12 protein-coding genes and 1 pseudogene are annotated in these 19,269 nt (G+C 60.4%); 4 read left to right on the top strand and 9 right to left on the bottom strand.

What is annotated here, in order from left to right; translation table 11 throughout:
* The first annotated feature begins 3 nt into the window (after nucleotides 1-3).
* Nucleotides 4-1,161 (top strand): PQQ-dependent sugar dehydrogenase, encoded by a 1,158-nt coding sequence (locus tag NIBR502773_RS00705; RefSeq protein ID WP_065941333.1) that lies wholly within the window; start codon nucleotides 4-6, stop codon nucleotides 1,159-1,161.
* Between the two features lie 42 nt (nucleotides 1,162-1,203).
* On the opposite strand, the gene NIBR502773_RS00700 is transcribed toward NIBR502773_RS00705, so the two are convergent.
* Nucleotides 1,204-1,683, bottom strand: a complete 480-nt coding sequence (locus NIBR502773_RS00700) for a nuclear transport factor 2 family protein (protein WP_141155069.1) — start codon at nucleotides 1,681-1,683, stop codon at nucleotides 1,204-1,206.
* A 54-nt stretch (nucleotides 1,684-1,737) separates the two neighbouring features.
* Nucleotides 1,738-2,301, bottom strand: a complete 564-nt coding sequence (locus NIBR502773_RS00695) for a TetR/AcrR family transcriptional regulator (protein ID WP_065941335.1) — start codon at nucleotides 2,299-2,301, stop codon at nucleotides 1,738-1,740.
* Nucleotides 2,302-2,426: 125 nt separating this feature from the next.
* On the opposite strand from NIBR502773_RS00695, the gene pssA reads away from it, so the two are divergent.
* Nucleotides 2,427-3,770 carry a CDP-diacylglycerol--serine O-phosphatidyltransferase gene (gene pssA / locus NIBR502773_RS00690; protein WP_065941336.1) on the top strand — a complete coding sequence of 448 codons (1,344 nt, stop codon included), beginning with the start codon at nucleotides 2,427-2,429 and terminating at the stop codon, nucleotides 3,768-3,770.
* Between the two features lie 136 nt (nucleotides 3,771-3,906).
* Complete coding sequence (locus tag NIBR502773_RS00685; RefSeq protein WP_257228102.1) at nucleotides 3,907-7,647, top strand: hypothetical protein; 3,741 nt, start codon at nucleotides 3,907-3,909, stop codon at nucleotides 7,645-7,647.
* 42 nt (nucleotides 7,648-7,689) lie between these two features.
* Here NIBR502773_RS00685 and efeO (NIBR502773_RS00680) read toward each other — a convergent pair whose 3' ends face one another.
* From efeO (NIBR502773_RS00680) to efeU, 4 genes and pseudogenes are all read right to left on the bottom strand, one after another.
* Nucleotides 7,690-8,508 carry an iron uptake system protein EfeO gene (gene efeO, locus NIBR502773_RS00680; RefSeq protein ID WP_141155068.1) on the bottom strand — a complete coding sequence of 273 codons (819 nt, stop codon included), beginning with the start codon at nucleotides 8,506-8,508 and terminating at the stop codon, nucleotides 7,690-7,692.
* A 25-nt stretch (nucleotides 8,509-8,533) separates the two neighbouring features.
* Nucleotides 8,534-9,838: an iron uptake transporter deferrochelatase/peroxidase subunit gene (gene efeB, locus NIBR502773_RS00675; protein WP_141155067.1), complete on the bottom strand. Its 1,305-nt coding sequence runs from the start codon at nucleotides 9,836-9,838 to the stop codon at nucleotides 8,534-8,536.
* A gap of 14 nt (nucleotides 9,839-9,852) precedes the next feature.
* Nucleotides 9,853-11,054 (bottom strand): annotated as a pseudogene (gene efeO / locus NIBR502773_RS00670) (iron uptake system protein EfeO).
* 10 nt (nucleotides 11,055-11,064) lie between these two features.
* On the bottom strand, nucleotides 11,065-11,910 hold the full coding sequence (gene efeU, locus NIBR502773_RS00665; protein WP_115486130.1) for an iron uptake transporter permease EfeU: 846 nt from the start codon (nucleotides 11,908-11,910) through the stop codon (nucleotides 11,065-11,067).
* A 168-nt stretch (nucleotides 11,911-12,078) separates the two neighbouring features.
* Between efeU and NIBR502773_RS00660 the strand changes: the two genes are divergently transcribed.
* On the top strand, nucleotides 12,079-13,095 hold the full coding sequence (locus NIBR502773_RS00660; RefSeq protein WP_141155065.1) for an AraC family transcriptional regulator: 1,017 nt from the start codon (nucleotides 12,079-12,081) through the stop codon (nucleotides 13,093-13,095).
* Between the two features lie 27 nt (nucleotides 13,096-13,122).
* Here the strand turns inward: NIBR502773_RS00660 and NIBR502773_RS00655 are convergent, their stop codons facing one another.
* From NIBR502773_RS00655 to NIBR502773_RS00645, 3 genes are all read right to left on the bottom strand, one after another.
* A complete protein-coding gene (locus NIBR502773_RS00655; protein ID WP_257228100.1) occupies nucleotides 13,123-14,370 on the bottom strand; it encodes an MFS transporter in 1,248 nt (415 codons plus the stop codon).
* 295 nt (nucleotides 14,371-14,665) lie between these two features.
* Nucleotides 14,666-16,081 carry an efflux transporter outer membrane subunit gene (locus NIBR502773_RS00650; protein WP_141155064.1) on the bottom strand — a complete coding sequence of 472 codons (1,416 nt, stop codon included), beginning with the start codon at nucleotides 16,079-16,081 and terminating at the stop codon, nucleotides 14,666-14,668.
* A complete protein-coding gene (locus NIBR502773_RS00645; protein WP_065927735.1) occupies nucleotides 16,078-19,257 on the bottom strand; it encodes an efflux RND transporter permease subunit in 3,180 nt (1,059 codons plus the stop codon). Before NIBR502773_RS00645 ends, NIBR502773_RS00650 begins: the two co-directional genes overlap by 4 nt.
* Nucleotides 19,258-19,269 lie beyond the last annotated feature (12 nt).

The raw sequence follows: 19,269 nt of genomic DNA, 5'->3' as shown, positions 1-19,269 counted from the left end.
CTTATGTTGATACGCAAAACCCTGCTCGCCACCCTGTGCGCCACCACGCTGCTTGCGCAGACGGCCGTTTATGCCGCCGATGGGCAGCAGTTCCCCAGTGAACAAGGCAGCATCACCGCGACCCCGATCGTCAAAGGCCTCGATCACCCCTGGGCTGTGGCGTTTTTACCCGACCAGCAAGGGTTCCTGGTGACCGAGCGTCCGGGGCGCCTGCGCTTTGTCAGTCCGGACGGCAAGCTGTCTGCGCCGTTGACCGGCGTGCCCGAGGTGTGGGCCAAGGGGCAGGGCGGTTTGCTCGATGTGGTGCTGTCGCCGGACTTCAAGCAGGACCGCATGGTCTACCTGACGTACGCCGAAGGCGGCGGCAAGGGCGGCACGGCCGGCACCGCTGTGGGTCGCGGGCGCCTGGCGCCGGACCTGAGTGGCTTGACCGATTTCAACGTGATCCTGCGCCAGGAGCCGAAACTCTCCACCGGCAACCACTTCGGTTCGCGCCTGGCCTTCGACCGCGATGGCTACCTGTTCGTGACCCTGGGGGAAAACAACGACCGCCCGACCGCCCAGGACCTGGACAAGCTGCAAGGCAAAGTCGTACGGATCTACCCGGATGGCCGCGTGCCCGATGACAACCCGTTTGTCGGTCAAGCCGGGGTACGTCCCGAGATCTGGTCCTACGGCCAGCGCAATCCACAAGGGCTGGCGCTGAACCCATGGAGTGGCACGCTCTGGGAAAACGAACACGGGCCGCGCGGCGGTGATGAAATCAACATTATCGAGCGCGGCAAGAACTACGGCTGGCCGCTGGCGACTCACGGCATCAACTATTCGCTGACACCGATTCCCGAGGCCAAGGGCAAGACCGCAGAAGGCACCGTGGCGCCCCACCATGTGTGGGAGAAATCACCGGCTATCAGTGGCATGGCCTTCTACGACGCCGACCGGTTCAAGGCGTGGCAGCACAACGTGTTCATCGGTGCGCTGGCCAGTCAGGAACTGATTCGTCTGCAGTTCGATGGCGACAAGGTTATCCATGAGGAGCGCTTGCTGGGCGGCTTGAAGGCACGCATTCGCGATGTGCGGCAGGGGCCGGATGGCTTTCTGTATGTGCTGACGGATGAGGACGATGGCGTGCTGTATCGAGTGGGCCTCAATCAGGATTGAGCAATGAGCCGCAAGCTTGAAGTTTCAAGCTTGCGGCTTCAGTCAAAGCCCGAGTTCGGACAACCCCGGATGCTCATCCGGGCGCCGTCCCAGCGGCCAGTGGAACTTGCGTTCGCTCTCCTTGATCGGCAGGTCGTTGATGCAGGCAAAACGATTGGCCATCAGGCCATTCTCGTCGAACTCCCAGTTCTCATTGCCATAGGAGCGGAACCAGTTACCCGAGTCGTCGTGCCATTCGTAGGCATAGCGCACGGCGATGCGGTTGTCGGTAAAGGCCCATAGCTCCTTGATCAGCCGATAATCCAGCTCCCTGGCCCATTTGCGCGTGAGAAAGCCCTTGGCCTCTTCGCGGTTATGGGCGAATTCGGCACGGTTACGCCATTGCGTGTCCAGGGTGTAAGCCAGCGACACCCGGTGCGGGTCGCGGGAATTCCAGCCGTCTTCGGCCAGGCGCACTTTTTCAATCGCCGATTCACGGGTAAACGGCGGCAAGGGCGGACGTGTTTCTGCGGTAGATGACATCAGGCGGCTCCTCAAAACCATACAGCGTTATCGAAAGTTGCCAGGCGGGTGGGTTCACAGTCCCAATAACGTTCGCGCCATGCATTGCGCATTATCGGCAGCTGTTGAATCACCCATGACCAGGGCAACGGTAATGGCGCCATCGATCAGGATCAGCAGTTGCGCGGCCTGCCGTTCGGGGTCGGGGGTGCCATGTGCTTGGCACAGTTCGAGTGCGTACTCGAACAGTTTCTGTTTATGGGCCTTGGCCAGCAGGCGAACCGGGTCGTGCGGGTCGCCGGTTTCACCACTGGTGTTGATAAAGGCGCAGCCGCGAAAATCCGCCGAGCCGAACCAGGCCTTGAGCGCGTCGAACAGCGCGAGCAAGCGTGCGCCGCTGCCATCGACGCGCTCCACTTCGCCGCGCAGCCAGTGCATCCAGCGCTCGTCACGGCGCTGCAGGGCCGCGATCACCAACTCATCTTTATTGGCGAAGTAACGGTAAATACTTTTTCGCGAGACGCCGGCGGTTTTCACCAGGAAGTCCATGCCGGTGGCGGCGATGCCGTGGCGATAGATCAACTTCTCGGTGACGTCGAGGATAATGTCGCGGGTTTCATTCTGGGTCATGTCGTTCATGGCTTCTAAAGTAGAACGATCGTTCTTCTTGGTCAACAGGAATTTTACTCTCTGCCACTGCGAGACCTGAGCACCCCCATGGTGTAAGCTCGGGGCCTCTTCGGATTCGACCCATTGCGAGCCTTATGCCGTCGTTCTTCAAACGCTCCCTGTTGCCCAAACTGCGCGGTTTTCCCCTGACCCCCGACGCCATTGACGTGCTGTCCGGCGCTGACGCGTTCCGTCGCTGCCTGCTGGAGAACATTGCCCAGGCCACCCGCCGCATCTACATCGTCGCGTTGTACCTGCAGCAAGACGAGGCAGGGCAGGAGATCTACGACGCCCTGCACGCCGCCAAGGCCGCACGGCCGGAGCTGGACATCGTGGTGGTGGTCGACTGGCTGCGCGCCCAGCGCGGGCTGATCGGCGCCGGCAAGCAACCGGGCAACAGCGCCTGGTACCAGGCCATGACGCAGCGCCATGCCAGTGAAGTGCCGGTGTACGGCGTACCGGTGCAAACCCGCGAGCTGTTCGGCGTGCTGCACCTCAAGGGCTTTGTGATCGATGACAGCGTGTTGTACAGCGGTGCCAGCCTGAACAACGTGTACCTGCACAAGTTCGATAAATACCGCTTCGACCGTTACCACCTGATCCACAGCCAGCCCCTGGCGGATTCCATGCAGCACTTGGTGGAGCACGGCCTGGTGGCCTCCAAGGCCGTGCACCGCCTCGACCTGCCGAACCCGCCGACCACCCGCAGCCTGCGCAACGACATCGGCGACCTGCGCAGCCGGCTCAAGCACGCGGCCTACGACACCACCGCAGGGCAGTTGCCCAACGGCCACCTGTCTGTCAGCCCGTTGCTCGGCGTGGGCAAGAACAACCCGTTGAACCGCGTGATTCTCGAACTGATCGCCAGTGCCCGGCATCAACTGACCATCTGCACGCCGTACTTCAACCTGCCGCTGCCGGTGACCCGCGAAATAAACCGCGCCCTGGCGCGCGGGGTGAAGGTCGACATCATCGTCGGCGACAAGACCGCCAACGATTTCTACATCCCGCCCAGCGAACCCTTCAAGGTGATCTCGGCACTGCCGTACCTGTACGAAATCAGCCTGCGCCGCTTTGCCAAGCGTCATCAACCGGTGATCGACAGCGGCCAGTTGAACCTGCATCTGTGGCGCGACGGCGACAACACCTACCACCTCAAGGGCATGTGGGTCGATCAGCGCTACACCTTGCTCACCGGCAACAACCTCAACCCACGGGCGTTTCGTCTCGACCTGGAAAACGCCTTGCTCGTCGATGACCCCCAAGGCCAGTGGCTGGAGCCGCGACGCACGGAGCTGGCGCAGATTTTCCAGCACACCACGCGGATCGAGCGTTACCAGGATTTGCAAACCCTGGTGGATTATCCCGAGGCCGTCGGCAAGTTTTTGCGCCGGGTCAGCCGTGTACGAATCGAGCGGTTGTTGTACCGAATTCTCTAGTAACGGGTGCGTTGCGGCAGGCTCGATGTGTTGAGACTTTGCCTCTGCAGCGTCTTTGGCGTGTGCTGTACGTTGTCTATTGACTGTTCTAAGGGACGAGAACTCTCGCCGTTCAATTGGCCAGGGGTTAATAGATATGTACACCACTCGATTCAGCAGTACTGTCCCGGCGCTCAGTGAGTTTCAGGCGCCCTCCCAGGCGGCGGTGTTGCACCCTGTCGCGGTCCCTGACAGCCGGTCCCAACGTGCTGTATCCGATACCGTAACGTCACGGCGCAATTTCCCCAGCGCCGCTGTCGCCGCTGTCGCGGATACCACGTTGCACAAACGGCTGGTTCAGTGGCTGACCACGGGCAGTCCGCCCGAAAACCTCATCCCGCCCAATGCGTCCATCGCCCCCTTTCTCCAGCTATACAACGCCGCAATCACTGAACCGGCCGTGCAAGCCTGGTTTGAAGCCAAGGGGTTGAAGCTATCGACCGTGCGCGTGTTTCGAGATTCGGTGGCAGGCATGGTGACGCGTGAGGGCAAGGATACCTTTGAGCGGTTTACATTAACGGATGGTTCGGGCTGGTGGGAGGTCAGTACCAAGATCCACGCCATCCAGCAGGTTCTTTCTCCCAATGACTTGGGGGTGCCAGTTGCTATGAGCCCGACTCAAAGTGCAGTGCCGCGTGACGTGGTGCTGGATTTCTACGGCGTAAGGCCGCCGCTCAATGAGCGGGCCGCGGCGGCATTGGGCACACAACTCAAGCGCGAGGGATGGCCCGCGATTTCTTCCTCCTTGCGTGACCAGTGGGAGAAACAGTTCAAGCACCTGCTGCAACAGGGCGATGATCAGGCAGTGCGCAGGCAATTGGTTGGCCAATTGCAGCCGATAATCGAGGGCAAGGAGGGCGGTGAATCACTCAAGCTGGATGATCATACGGTCTCCATTGCGAGGGGATCGACCCTGGATCAACTCAGCCAAGAGCCACGAAAGCAGTTCAATGCCTTTCTGGCGACGCCGACCTTCCAGGATTTCCTGGCGAACGTGGGGGACGCGGGAGAGGGCCGCGCATACCGGTTGTCCGAGGGGGCCCTGCAGATGCGCAACGCTGCCGGTCAATGGCAATCGCTGCAGGCGTATTTCGACGAGGAAATCCAGAAAGCCCTGGCCACCGGCAGCGAAGAAGCACAACAGTCGGCTCGCCAGATGAACTCGAATCTCGATGATTTGCTGCGCATGAGTGGCAAGACCGGGAATGCCCTGTACAGCACTCGCACCTATGACGCGCGGCAGGCGTTGGCGTTTTATGCCCCTGATGCGCCGCAGACGGTGAGTGACGTGCGTGCCACATTGAGTTGGTTCAATACGTCGTTCCCGCCGCCGCTGTCGGCAGGCGATTATGCGGTCATGCTGCCCTATGAGCAGAGCGTGGGTGCCGCGTTGTCGGCCGATGATCGCGAGGTGTTGAAAGGCATGGCGCCAGCGGTGGTGGCATTGCTTGGACGCTTTACCGGCTCCAGTGTGGTCGAGCAATCGCCCCATGATCCGGACCGCCGTCTTGCCGACTTTTTCGATTCGCCACCCTGCATCGCCAAGGCCGACGAATTGGCCACGCGCCTGAAGCTTTACGCCGTGGCCGACGGTCAGCCCTTGAGTAAAGCCAAGCGCCATCAACTCCTGGCGGCGGCGCTGAAGCTGAGTGTGAACGCTCCAGTGCCGGGCCGGCCAGGCGTAGTGGCCGGGTATTGGCTTTACCAGCCAGGCAACCTGGGCCGCACGCTCAAGGATGTGCGCCAGGACGTGGAAAAACACCTGGAAAGCAAGGGGGTCGATGCCACGCTGTCGTCCCTGTTCGCCCACCTGTTCCTGGCCCAGTCTGCACCGGAGATGCTGATCAAGGCCGATCCGGGTGTGCCGACGGAGGCCGCGCAGGCCTTCAACCGTGACCCGCAAAGCATCAAGATCGGCTCCACCGGCTGGCTGGAAATGCGCCTGGGCTGCGCAATAGCCGATGCACTGTCCGGCGCGGGCAGTTCGCGATTGATGAACCTTACGCAAATCATGGCACTCGCGCGCCTTGACGCGGGTGGTGCCACACAAGAGGCGCTGCTCAAGACCCTGGCGACCAGGCCCTTGTTGGACTGGGCGGTCATGACCGGCATTTTCCCCATGACCCACGACAACCAATACTCTCCAGGGGATTATCAGGCCGCGACACAGGCCTTTACCGCGCGGGAGAAGCAGATCCGCGAGGCCTTCAGCACACTGACGAAAGAACCGCCGACTCAGCGCAGCTTGCTGATCGAGCGGCTGCTGTCGTTGTTCCCGGAAATGACCGCCGATGAACTGCGTGGATTCAGGCTTGAACTGGACACGGACGTGCCTTTTGAACCTCGCCAGCATGCGCATCTGGAATCCCGTCGGCCGTTGCTGACCGATGTCATTCTGACGGAGCAGGTTCGCGATGACCCGTTGCTGGCCGTCGATCATTGGCTCAATGCACGGATCAATGGGGAGCGACGCTACCGGTTCATCCATCCCAGGATTTCCCAGGCAACGTTCGAGGCGCGCATCCGGCAGGTGCCAGAGATCGCCCCATTGGTGGCGGCCGCCGTCGATCAGCACATTGCCGATACCCGCGTGGCTCAGGCTACTGCGCTGAAACTGATGATTGCCCAGTTGCCCGCGCAGGAACGTCTGGCGCTTGAGTCAGGCAACATAGAGTTTTTCACCGTACGCCAGGAAACCGGGGAAGCCCTGGAGGACGATCAGGGCCCCGACTCCAAGGTCGACGAACACTGTGGCAAGCATGGCCTGCTGCCGCGTTATGAAACGGGCGCGGTCGAGCCAAGGTTCGGTTACTACGAGGTGTTCCCGCGATCAATGCAGATGGTCAAGCGCACCGATTTGCCTTATCGATTGAAACTCGATGGTACCGTCGAAGAAGGCCGCAAGCCCCACGGGCCATTTGCTTATGTGCGCAGGCCGTTCCGGCTGGGGACTGAGCAAGCCTTCGATGTAGAGGCCTACCGTTCAGGTTCGCTGCCGCGTGCGGGTGCCAAATCGAAGGTGATTATCGAGAAAGTACCCACAGAACTGCCGCCGACGCCGCAGCTACGCCCTGGGGATAGGGCGATCCGGCGTGTGCCCGATACCTTTGCTTCAACCAAAACCCAGCAAATTGTCAGCGCTTTGCTGGCCCACAGCTTTGACGGCAAGCGTGCGACGCTGATTGAGTTTGCCAACCAGCCCCCGGGTTTACAGAGCCGACGCACCTATCCGTTTACCTCCGGCACTCAGCTGTTCAACGCCGAGAACGCCCGTATGATGCTGAGCCTGATCCCGTTTGTGGGTGCGATTTCAGATATTGCACACGGCAATGTGAAGGAGGGACTCAAGGGCTTACTGATTGATTTCGCGTCGTTCGCCGCCACAGGCGGGCTGAGTGGGGCTAGCCGATTTTTGCGTGGCGTAAAAAAGCTGGTGCTGTTCAATGGCAAGTCATTCAGCCTGCCAGGGCTCAAAGGCACCGCACCGTTGCTGCGTAGCCTGTTCAATCCCCTGGACGGTACGATTGACGTGTTCAAATCCGGGTCGAAAACCGTTTATGCGCTACGCAAAATCAGGAACGGTGAAGTCGCTCGCCTGGCGCCCGGTCTCTATATGCCGACCACGGCATTCGAGAAGTGTCGTTGGGCGGTGGGCGTACAAGGTTGCCTCTTCCCGGGAGGCATTCGATCGTTCAAGGCTGTGTCGGGCGCTCGAACAGGCAACGTGGGGGATCTTGAAGTCCAGGCGATCCAGAAAAACGCCGGGTGGTATGTGATCAATCCCAGCTCTGGCGAGCCTGAGGGTGCACCCTTGAAGCATTTCAGGGTTCGGGACTGATAGGGGCCGCCCAGGCTCGCTGCGAGCCTGGACAGCCACGGATCAGTTCAGGCCCAGCTTGCCACGCAGGGTCGACAGGTCTTCGGCCAGGGTGTTGACCGGACCCACCAGTGCCTTGCGGTCGTTTTCCTTGACCTTGTCATAGGTCTCGAAGCCGCCGTCCTTGGTCTTGTACTTGGCCAGGATCTTGTCCACGCTGGCGAAGTTCTTGTCGACCTTGGCCAGGAAGGCCTTGTCCTGTTTCTCGATCTGGCCACGGAACAGGTCGACGATTTTCTTCGCGCCGTCGATGTTGCCCTGGAAGTCATACAGGTCGGTGTGGCTGTAGCGGTCTTCTTCACCGGAGATCTTGGTGGCGGCGACTTCTTCCAGCAACGCTGCGGCACCGCCGACAACTTTCTCCGGCGGGAAAGTCAGGCCATCGACACGGGTTTTCAGGTCGTTGACGTCGGTGTTGAGCTTGGCCGTCAGGGCTTCCAGTCCCTTGGTCGAGTTCTGCGAGAACAGCGCGTACTCGATGCGGTGGAAACCGGTGAAGTCTTCGGCGGTCACGCCTTTTTCGTGGTCATCGACACGGGAGTCAATTGATGCGTCCAAGTCGCTGAACAGCTCGGCGATCGGCTCGATGGACTCATAGTGCACGCGGGTCGGCGCGTAGAGCTTCTTGGCGGTGGCCAGGTCGCCTTGGTTGATGGCGTCGGTAAAGGCCTGGGTCTGAGTGACCAGCTCGCCGATTTCTTCGGTGACGTAGATCTTGTAGTCCGACACCGGGCCTACCAGGTCCAACGGCGCGGTAGCGGCAAACGCTGCCAGCGGCGAAAGGGTCATTAACAACGACAACGCGATAGTCGACTTCTTCATGGGACGTGTTCCGCTCTGGTTTGTTTTAGGTGTGGGCAGTGGTTTGAGGAGGCGTTGCAGCGAGCAGCGTGCGCCCGATGAAATCCTTGGGGCCCGTGACCCCCGGCAAGGTGAAGAAGTACCCGCCGCCGACCGGCTTGAGGTATTCCTCCAGGGGTTCGCCGTTGAGCCGGGTTTGCACGCTGATAAAGCCTTTCTCCAGGTCAGCCTGGTAGCAGATGAACAACAGCCCCATGTCCAGCTGACCGTTTTTATTGACGCCGTTGGAGTAGTTGAACGGCCGACGCAGGATCAGGTTGGCCTGGGTCGGCGGGGTGCGCGGGTTGGCCAAGCGGATATGGGCATCGAGCTTGGTCAGCTTGCCTTCCGGGTCCTTGCTGTAGTCGGGCACCTGGGATTCTTTCTGGCCATCCATGGGCGCGCCGCTGGTCTTCACGCGGCCGATGATGCTTTCCTGCTCTTGCAGCGGCGTGCGGTCCCAGCGTTCGACGAAGTTGCGGATGATGCGCACCGCCTGGTAGCTGCCATGGGCCGCCCAGCTCGGTTCGTCGCTGCCGGGTTGGACCCACACAATCTGGTCCATGGCCTTGTTGTCGTTGGAGTTCGGGTTGGCCGAGCCGTCGCGGAAACCCAGGAAGTTGCGCGCGCTTTGTGCCGGTTCGCCGGGCTTGGCCGGTGCCTGGGGCGGCACGCTGCCTTCCTGCTTCCAGCGCACCAGCAGCAGGTCGGGCAGGTTTTTCACGATGTCGCGCAGGGCGTGGATATTGGTGTCCGGGGTGTTGGAGCTGAATTGCAGGCTCAGGTCGCCGTGGCACTGCGCCGGTTCCAGCGCATCGTTGGGGAAGCCCACCATGCGGATCAGGCGCTTGGGTTTGACGGCGGCCAGGCCGAAGCGCTCATCGAACAACGATGCGCCGACCGACACGGTGATGGTCAGGTTATCCGGCGTGACCACCGGGCCGAGGATGCCGGAATCGGTGGGCGGCAGTTTCGGGTCGACCTGGGGCACGGTGCCACCGGTCATCAGGAAACCGATGCGCTCGTTCAAGGTGCGGAACAGGCGCTCCAGGTCTTCGCGGTCACTGGCCAGGACGTCGAACGCCACGACCATGCCGCAGGCGGGGCGTGGGGTGACGATGCCGCTCTGGTGCTGGCCGAAAAAATCGTGGTGGTCCTGGGTCTTGTCGCTGCGCGGTGCGGTGGTGACTTGCTCGGCGGCGGCCGCCATGGCCGGGCAGGTCAGAGTGCTGCCGGCGATGGCGGCACCGGTGGCAGCCATGCCCAGGAGGACACGGCGACGTTGGGCTGAAAACTGTTCTGAATCACTCATGTGTGCGGTCGTCTTCACTGCAGGCCGGAAAGGCCAAGGGCGGGGTCGATTCCATCGAGTGCGGCGGCCAGAGCCTTGGCCTTGTCGGCGATCTGCTTGCGCTGATCGGCGGTAACGCTGTCGTACGTGGCATAGCCCTTGTCGAGCTTGAAACCCTGGAGCTCGGCATCGAAGGCGGCGAGGGCGCTGTCGACTGTCGGCAGCAGGTCGGCGGCGGACTTGGTCAGCAGCGGACGCATCAGCTCGACCACCTTGCGCGCGGCCTCCAGGTTGGCGGCGAAACCATTCAGGTCGACATGGCTGTAGCGCTCTTCTTCACCGCTGATGGCGCGTACATCCGCCAGGCTGTTGAGGTTGCGCACCACGATGCTCACCAGTTGTTCCGGCGGCAGCGACTGCGCCAGCAACTGCTGTTTGAGGCGGGTGACATCGCTCACCAGGCGCTGCGCAATCGGCCCCAGGCCATCGAGGCTGCGTTGCTGGAACAGGCTGTATTCGAGGCGATGGAAGCCGCTGAAGGCCGGGTCTTGCTCGCGTTTTTCAAAGTAATCGGCACGGGCGTTGATGGCGTTGTCCAGCTCGGCCAGGCGTTGCGAGGCCGGGGCCAGACGTTGGTAAGCCTCACGGGCCGGCACATACAGCGCTTGTGCCTGAGCCAGGTCACCGGCGTTGATCGCCTGTTGCAGGGCGGTCACGGCCTTGACCAGGGCACTGCCCTGGCTGCTCAGGTACACACGAAACTCCGACAGCGGGCCGATAAACGCCACCATCGACGGCTTGGCCTTGGCCTGGGCGTCGGATTCTGCGGTTGGCGTCACATGCAGGGTGCCGCGCGGGTTGCTCAGCAGGCCGCAGGTAATTGCATAGTCGCCAGGCAGCAGGTTGGCGTTGATCACCTGGCTCAGGCCGGGGGCGATGTTTTCGCGCTCTTCGACCACCAGCACGCCGTCGAGGATTTCCCACTCCACCGCCCGGTCAGAGCGGTTGATGATGCGAAAGCTCGCCCGGCCGGCCGGCACCGTCAGTGCATTGGGCTCGCAGGCATGGCCATGGATGGTCACGGCGATTTCATCGTGGTTGGTCTGGCGCTTGCTGGCCGCCAGTTGCGAGGCGTAATAGAACAGGCCACCGGCGGCGATCATCACGACCACCGAGCCGGCCACCGCCCAGCGCAGGGCGCGGGGGGCGAAGCGGGTTGAGGCGTTGGGTTGGACAAGAGACGGTCCTTACTGGCTGGAAACGGAAGAAGGGCGGGCGGCAGGCTTGGCCGGTGCCGCGGGCAGGAAAAACATCACCAGCGCCACCACCAGATAAACCAGATAGGCGCCCAAGGTGCTGATGGTCGGCGCTTCCTGGTAGCCGAACATGCCGGCCAGCACTGAGCCCAGGGGGCTGTCCATCGGCAATGCGGCGCTGAAATCGAACAGCACGGTCTGCCAGTGGTTCCACACGCCCGCTTCATGCAGGGCTTGCACCGAATTGGCGAGGATGCCGGCGGCGACCACGAGGATGAACAGTCCGGTCCAGCGGAAAAATGCACCGAGGTTCAGGCGCATGCTGCCGGTGTAGATCAGGAAGCCGACGATGATCGCCAGGACCAGGCCGAGCAGGGCGCCAATCGGTGCGCCTGGGCCCTCGCTCTGTTGGAACACCGCCAGCAGGAAGAACACGGTTTCCAGGCCTTCACGAGCGACGGCGAAGAACACCATGAGGATCAATGCCGTAACCTGGTGTTTGGAGCCGGTCAACGCCTGATCAAGGGAGGCGTGCAGCGAATGCTTGATGGAACGCGCGACCTTGCGCATCCAGAACACCATGGAGCTGAGGATGCCCACGGCGACCAGGCCGACGATGCCTTCGAACAATTCCTGCTGCTTCTGCGGAAACTCGGCACTGACCAGTTCCAGGCCACCGCCCACCAGCAAGGCCAGGGCCGCGGCGAGGAACACGCCGATCCATACCGCCGGCATCCACTGGCCGCGGCCGGTTTGTTGCAGATAACTGGCGATGATGCCGACGATCAGCGCGGCTTCAATGCCTTCGCGCAGCATGATTAAAAAGGGAACAAGCATCGGGCACCGCAGCTTAAGTAGATAGGAAGCTAAGTTGTAACATAATGATACTCATTGCTAAACAGGAAAACTTGACGTTTGCTGAACAATGGCTGAACGGTGGTGGCGAATCGCAAGCCACCTTATGATGCGCGGCATCGATAACGCCGCCGGATTGCCCAACCTCCCATGTCGGAAAAAGACACCATCTCCATCCATCTTGTGCGCGAAGCTTTGTTGCAGAGCTGCGCACCGGGGCCGGCCACCGTCGAAGCCTTGAGCAAGGTCGGGATCGAGCCGGCATTGCTGGAACAGCCCGTGGCCCGCGTTCCGGCCACCGCCTACGCCCGTTTGTGGCGTCTGCTGGCCAGGCGCATGGACGATGAGTTCTTCGGCATGGACCCGCGCAAGCTCAAGTCCGGTAGCCTGGAGTTCCTCTGTCGCGCCGCCATTGCACAACCCAGCCTGGCAGCGGGCCTGCACACCGGCCTGGGGTTCCTCTCGCTGATGCTGGAACACCTGCCGGCCCAGTTGGTGCGCCAACAGAGCCTGGCGGAAATCGTGTTGCTCGAACCCGAGCCGGCGCCCAAGCGCGCATTCACCTATTTCACCTACTGGATGATCGTGCACGGCGTCGCCTGCTGGCTGGCAGGCCGGCGCATCCCGATCCTGGCCATCGAACTGCGCTGCCCGCAGCCGGACTTTTGCGATGACTACCAGGTGATGTTTTCCGACAACCTGCGTTTTGATCGGCCACGCACCCGCATGATCTTCTCCGCCGACTGCCTGGACCTGCCGATCAAGCGCAGCCCGGAAGAACTCAAGCGCTTCCTCGCCCACGCGCCGGCCAACATCCTGGTCAAATACCGCAACCCCGACAGCCTGGCTACGCGCATCAAGCACGACCTGCGGCAAATGCCTCCCGACACCTGGCCTGAAACCGAGAGCCTTGCTGCCATTCACTGTATCTCCGCCTCGACCCTGCGCCGCCGCCTGGCGGAAGAAGGGCAGAGCTATCAGGGACTCAAGGACAGCGTGCGCAAGGAATTGGCGATTGTGTGGCTGGCCGAACCGCAGATCAGCTTTGCCGAGATTGCGGCGCGGTTGGGGTTTGCCGATACCAGTTCGTTTTATAAGGCGTTTCGCAAGTGGGTGGGGTCCAATCCTGGGCATTACCGCAGTTTGATTCTTAATGATCAAACGTAGGGTGTAAGAGCGTGTATTTGGGGGGGGTCAAGCTTCTTGTTTTTTTAAATGGGTTTTTCGACCACCTAACAGCAATGTTGCGCTGACACCCAATAAACCAATAAAGCAAGAGGCTGCAACTATCATCAAACTGTGTGAGAACCCATACGCATCTAATAATCCACCGAAAATAGTATAGGAGATGCCGATAATGACTGAGTTGACCAGGTTTGCAACAGAGAGGCAGGATGCTCGGATGTGTGACTCAATATTGTCATGAATATAGGTTTCGTATGAGGTTTCATATATGGCAGGAAGCGACATGATTAGAAGGAAGCTCGCGACCGAAGTGGTTGTACCGATATTCAATGAAAGAATGAAAAGAAGAAAGGTGGTAATAAGGGTGGTAGAGAAAGCAATTATGCCGAGAGAAAAACGAGAACAAAAAAAGCCAGCAGCCATGAACATTAATGCCGATAGGGCTTCAACAGCAGCATAAATGCCAGCGATGATAGGTACCTCTAAACCCTGCATGGAAAAAAAGGGTTGGCCATAGATGAACAAGGGGATCGTTGAAAGCTCGAATAAAGCATATCCAATAAACAAAGGTATAAGAAATGCGCCTTTTTTAGACCGAAAAAAATTAATCAGCGAGGTGAGATGTCCCTCCGTTTTTTCATTACTTTTGTGAATTTTTTTATTCAAATTCAGTGAGAAGGCCGGGAGCTTCATTTCGGGAATGAATGTCACAACAACAGCTCCAATGAGCTTTGATACCGCAAAACAAATATAAACACTGTTCCAAGACCATGTGTCTTGTAATACGCCACCAAGCAGCATAGATAAGCCTAATGAAATCGCACCAATGGCACGGGCGCGTGAGAGTATTTTAGGATACTCTTCGGCGCGATGCTGGGCCAGTAAGTTATCATACAGTAATGCCCTGTCCGAACCGGAGCCGATGGCAATGCTGGCGCCGAACAGACAAAATATTATGGCGAAAGGAATAAAGGAGGAAAATAGCAGAAATCCAATGCCGCTTATAAATAGCCCTAAAAAGCCGAGTATGAGAGAATATTTACGACCATATCGATCCGCGAGCAAACCGGATGGGATTTCTAACGCTACGGAAGAGAAGAATAAAAAAGATTGAAGAATGCCTATTTCTCCTTGTGTGATTCCAAGTTGCAGCAGATAAAGTACAAACAGGCTTCTTTGGACATCCATGTTCATAAAAATTGATAAGGAGTAATATAGGTTGTCGTGCTTGTCTTTGAGTGGGGTCAGGGTGCTCATTTTTATTTGAATGTCTGTCTTTCAAACTGAAGATATTTGAAGTTTAAGGTGCATGCATTTATTTTAGAAGACCTCATTTTCTGTATTGCAGAAGAAGTGGCAGCTGCAATAAAAAGCATGTACTCCTGATTGCCAGGTGTAGCGCGGTATTAGGAAATTACCTACGAAGGACTTCTTGTTTCACTTACAGAAGTAACTTTCAATATTTTAGGACGCTACAAAAAAAGCCCCATGACCAAACGGACCACGGGGCTAAAAATTGGCTGGATGCGACCAACCAAAGGAGCTCTTTACGTTACTTCGCAGTCGCCACGACGGTGTCCGGCTTCCAGCCACCCCCCAGCGCCTTGTAGATCGCCACAATCCCGCGATACAGGTCCACTTCGGCCTGGGCCTGGGAGTCTTCGGCGGCCAGGCGTTCCCGTTGCGCGTCGAGCAGGACGAGGAAGTCCACGGTGCCTTCGCGGTAGCGGATCGCGGCGAGGTCGGCGGCGGCGCGGCTGGATTCGCTTTGGCGGATCAGCGAGACCAGGCGTTGCTGACGCTTGCCGTAATCGCTGAAGGCATTCTCGGACTCTTCCAGCGCCAGCAGCACTTGCTGCTCGTAGGTCGCCAGGGCGCCATCGGCTTCGGCGTCTGCGCCACGCAGACGGGCGCGTACGCTGCCCAGGTCGAAGGCGGCCCAGGTGATGCTCGGGCCAAGGGCCCAGGCATTCGCGGCGGATGACCCGATCTGCGAACCGCGCCCGGCGGTGAAGCCGAGGAACCCGCTGAGGCTGACCCGTGGGAACAGGTCGGCCTTGGCCACGCCGATACGCGCGGTGGCGGCGGCCAGTTTGCGTTCGGCGCTGAGGATGTCCGGGCGCCGTTGCAGCAGTTGCCCCGGGTCGCCGATCGGCAACGCCTTGGCAATCGCCGGCAGGTCTTTCGGGCCCAGGTCCACGCTCAGCTTGTCGGGGCGCTGGCCGAGGAGGGTGGCGATGCGGTTGCGCTCACGCACCTGTTCGGCCTGCAGTTGCGGCACGCTGGCTTCCACTGCGGCGAGGCGTGCGTCGGCACGCTCCACGTCGAGTTGGTCACCCACACCGGCATCCCGCAGGCTGACGGTGATGGTGCGCGAGTCCTGCTGGTTCTTCAGGTTGTCGAGAGCGATGCGTTCACGCAGTTGCGCGCCGCGCAGTTGACCGTAGGCGTCCACCAGTTCTGCAATCAGGGTAACTTGCAGTTGGTACAGGTCGGCCTCGGCGGCTTGCTGGTCGGCATCGGTGGCCTCCAGGTTGCGCTGGATGCGCCCGAACAGGTCAAGTTCCCAGGCCATGTCCAGGCCCAGGTCGTACCGCTCGGTCTTGACCCGGCTAGTCGTCTGGCCGGGGATCTGGCCCTTGCCCTGGTCGCTGCTGACGCGGCTGGTAATGGTCGGCATGGCGTCATTGCTGGCGTCATCGCGGATTGCACGGGCAGCACGCAGACGGGCAAACGCCACGCGCAGATCACGGTTACCTTGCAGCGATTGCGTGACCAGCTGGTTGAGGGTCGGGTCGTCGAACTGCTGCCACCAGATGCCTTCGAACTTGGCGTGGTCATACTGCTTGGCGTCCGCGGCGGCGGTGATGTTCGCCGCCTCCGGGGTCTGGGTTTTGTAGTCCGGGCCCACGGCACAGGCGCTCAGCGCCAGGACCAGCAAGCTCGGCAGGAATACTTTCACACTCATTGCTGTGTCTCCAGCTTCAAGGCCTTGGCCGCTTTGCGCGCTTCGCTGCGCTCCACATAGCGACGGATCAGTACGTAGAACACTGGTGTCAGCAACAGACCGAAGAAGGTCACCCCGATCATCCCGGAGAACACCGCCACGCCCATGGCATGACGCATCTCGGCACCGGCACCGCTGGACAACACCAGTGGCACCACACCCATGATGAAGGCGAACGAGGTCATCAGGATCGGCCGCAGACGCAGGCGGCAGGCTTCCAGTACCGCAGCGAGCGGGTCGAGGCCTTCCTGCTGTTTGTCCTTGGCGAACTCGACGATCAGAATCGCGTTCTTGCACGCCAGGCCCACCAGTACGATCAGGCCGATCTGGGTGAAGATGTTGTTGTCGCTACCGGAGATGATCACCCCGGTAATGGCCGACAGCAGCGTCATCGGGACGATCAGGATCACCGCCAGCGGCAGGCTCCAGCTTTCGTATTGGGCGGCCAGGACCAGGAACGCCAGCAGTACGCAGAGCGGGAACACGAACAGCGCGGTGTTGCCCGAGAGGATTTGCTGATAGGTCAGGTCGGTCCACTCGTAGGTCATGCCGTTGGGCAGTTCATCCTTCAACAGTTTTTCAATCGCCGCCTGGGCCTGGCCGGAGCTGTAGCCCGGTGCTGCGTTGCCGTTGATTTCAGCGGTGATAAAGCCGTTGTAGTGCATCACGCGGTCCGGCCCCGAGGTGTCGCTGACCTTGATGAAGGTCGCCAGCGGGATCATTTCGCCCTTGTTGTTGCGTACTTTCAGCTGGCCGATCTGGTCGGCGTCCTGGCGGAACTGTTGCTCAGCCTGCACGTTGACCTGGTAGGTACGCCCGAAGCGGTTGAAGTCGTTGGCATACAACGAGCCCAGGTAGACCTGCAGGGTGTCGAAGATGTCGCTGATCGCCACGCCGTGGGTCTTGGCCTTTTCGCGGTCGATGGCGGCATCGACCTGGGGCACGTTGACCGTGTAGCTGGTGAACAGGCCGAACAACTCGGGCACGCCACGGCTCTTGGTGATGACGTTCTGCACTTCTTTGTACAGCTCGTCATAGCCGAGGTTGCCACGGTCTTCGATCTGCAGGCGGAACCCGCCGATGGTGCCCAGGCCCTGTACCGGCGGTGGAGGGAAGATCGCCATGTAGGCTTCTTCGATGTTGGCGTACTGGCCATTCAACGCACCGGCAATCGCCCCGGCGGACATGCTCGGGTCTTTACGCTCATCGAACGGCTTCAAGGTCACGAACACGATGCCGCTGTTCGGGCTGTTGGTGAACCCGTTGATCGACAGGCCGGGGAAGGCAATCGCAGCTTCCACACCGGGCTGCTTCAGGGCGATCTCCGACATGCGCTTCATCACGTTTTCGGTGCGGTCCAGGCTCGCAGCGTCGGGCAGTTGGGCGAAGGCCACCAGGTATTGCTTGTCCTGGGCCGGTACGAAGCCGGTCGGGGTGTGGGCAAACCCGAAAAAGGTCAGCACCATCAGGCCGGCGTACACGAACAGGGCAATGCCCGTGCCGCGAATCACCCGGCGTACGGTACTCACGTAGCCATGGCTGGATTTTTCGAAAAAGCGGTTGAAGGGACGGAACAGCCAGCCACCGAGGAGCTTGTCGAGGACCTTCGAGAAACGATCCTTCGGTGCGTCGTGACCGCGTAGCAACACGGCGGCCAGGGCAGGGGACAGGGTCAGCGAGTTAAACGCCGAGATCACCGTCGAGATCGCAATGGTCAAGGCGAACTGTTTGTAGAACTGCCCGGTCAAGCCACTGATAAACGCCGCTGGAATGAACACCGCACACAGCACCAGCGCCGTGGCGATGATCGGGCCGGTCACTTCGCTCATGGCCTTTTCAGTCGCCGGGAACGGCTCCAGGCCCAGCTCGATATTACGTTCGACGTTCTCCACCACCACGATGGCGTCGTCCACCACGATACCGATGGCCAGTACCAATCCGAACAGCGACAGCGCGTTGAGGGAGAACCCGAACAGGTGCATCACCGCAAAGGTCCCGATCAACGAAACCGGCACCGCCACCAACGGAATGATCGAGGCGCGCCAGGTCTGCAGGAACAGGATCACCACCAGCACCACAAGGATCAGCGCTTCGAACAGGGTGTGCACCACCGCTTCGATGGAACCGCGCACAAAGATCGTCGGGTCATAGGCGATGCGGTAATCCATGCCGGCCGGGAAGCTCTTTTTCAGCTCGGCCATCTTGGCGCGCACATCGTTGGAGATGTCGATGGCATTGGAGCCGGGGCGTTGGAAAATCGGAATCGCGACGGCCGGCTGGTTGTCGATCAGCGAGCGCAGTGCGTATTGGCTCGACCCCAATTCGACCCGGGCAATGTCCCTGAGGCGCGTGATTTCACCGTTGGCGCCGGCGCGGATCACAATGTTCTCGAACTCTTCCTCGGTCACCAGGCGGCCCTGGGTGTTGACCGACAACTGGAAGCTGGTGTCAGACGGTGCAGGCTGGGCGCCCAGGGCACCGGCTGCCACCTGGCGGTTCTGTTCGCGGATCGCGGTAACCACATCGGTGGCGGTCAGGTTGCGCGAGGCGGTCTTGTTCGGATCCAGCCAGACACGCAGGGAGTAGTCGCCCATGCCGAACAGCTGCACGTCGCCGACGCCGCCCAGGCGGGCCAGCTCATCCTTGATATTGAGGATCGCGTAGTTGGACAGGTACAGCATGTCGTAGCGCTGATCCGGGGAGGTCAAGTGCACCACCATGGTCAGGTCGGGGGAGGCCTTGTCCACGGTGATACCGATGCGCGTCACTTCCTCAGGCAGTTTTGGCTGAGTCCGCGTCACCCGGTTTTGCACCTGCACCTGCGCATTGTCCAGGTCGGTGCCCAGGGCGAAGGTGATGGTCAGGGTCAGCTTGCCGTCGGCCGTCGATTGCGAGGACATGTACAGCATGCCCTCGACGCCGGTGATGGCTTGCTCCAGCGGCGCGGCCACGGTTTCACCGATGACCTTGGGGTTGGCGCCCGGGAAGTTGGCACGCACCACCACGGTCGGCGGCACGACTTCCGGGTATTCGCTGATCGGCAATTGGAACAGCGAGATCGCGCCGGCGATCAGGATCAACAGCGACAGCACCGCTGCGAAGATCGGCCGTGAAATGAAGAACTTGGAAAAATTCATCTTGAGTCGTAT

This window comes from Pseudomonas sp. NIBRBAC000502773 (assembly GCF_006517195.1).
GTDB lineage: Bacteria > Pseudomonadota > Gammaproteobacteria > Pseudomonadales > Pseudomonadaceae > Aquipseudomonas > Aquipseudomonas marginalis.
Note: the sequence above shows the minus strand (reverse complement) of the source record. Positions and strands in the feature narration are given on the sequence as shown.

Bases quoted from the DNA above. Each gene is read 5' to 3' on its own strand.
- efeU (WP_115486130.1), bottom strand. From the start codon at position 11,910: ATGCTTGTTCCCTTTTTAATCATGCTGCGCGAAGGCATTGAAGCCGCG.
- NIBR502773_RS00655 (WP_257228100.1), bottom strand. From the start codon at position 14,370: ATGAGCACCCTGACCCCACTCAAAGACAAGCACGACAACCTATATTAC.
- NIBR502773_RS00650 (WP_141155064.1), bottom strand. From the start codon at position 16,081: ATGAGTGTGAAAGTATTCCTGCCGAGCTTGCTGGTCCTGGCGCTGAGC.
- efeO (WP_141155068.1), bottom strand. From the start codon at position 8,508: ATGAAGAAGTCGACTATCGCGTTGTCGTTGTTAATGACCCTTTCGCCG.
- NIBR502773_RS00695 (WP_065941335.1), bottom strand. From the start codon at position 2,301: ATGAACGACATGACCCAGAATGAAACCCGCGACATTATCCTCGACGTC.
- NIBR502773_RS00645 (WP_065927735.1), bottom strand. From the start codon at position 19,257: ATGAATTTTTCCAAGTTCTTCATTTCACGGCCGATCTTCGCAGCGGTG.
- pssA (WP_065941336.1), top strand. From the start codon at position 2,427: ATGCCGTCGTTCTTCAAACGCTCCCTGTTGCCCAAACTGCGCGGTTTT.
- NIBR502773_RS00705 (WP_065941333.1), top strand. From the start codon at position 4: ATGTTGATACGCAAAACCCTGCTCGCCACCCTGTGCGCCACCACGCTG.
- NIBR502773_RS00700 (WP_141155069.1), bottom strand. From the start codon at position 1,683: ATGTCATCTACCGCAGAAACACGTCCGCCCTTGCCGCCGTTTACCCGT.
- efeB (WP_141155067.1), bottom strand. From the start codon at position 9,838: ATGAGTGATTCAGAACAGTTTTCAGCCCAACGTCGCCGTGTCCTCCTG.
- NIBR502773_RS00660 (WP_141155065.1), top strand. From the start codon at position 12,079: ATGTCGGAAAAAGACACCATCTCCATCCATCTTGTGCGCGAAGCTTTG.
- NIBR502773_RS00685 (WP_257228102.1), top strand. From the start codon at position 3,907: ATGTACACCACTCGATTCAGCAGTACTGTCCCGGCGCTCAGTGAGTTT.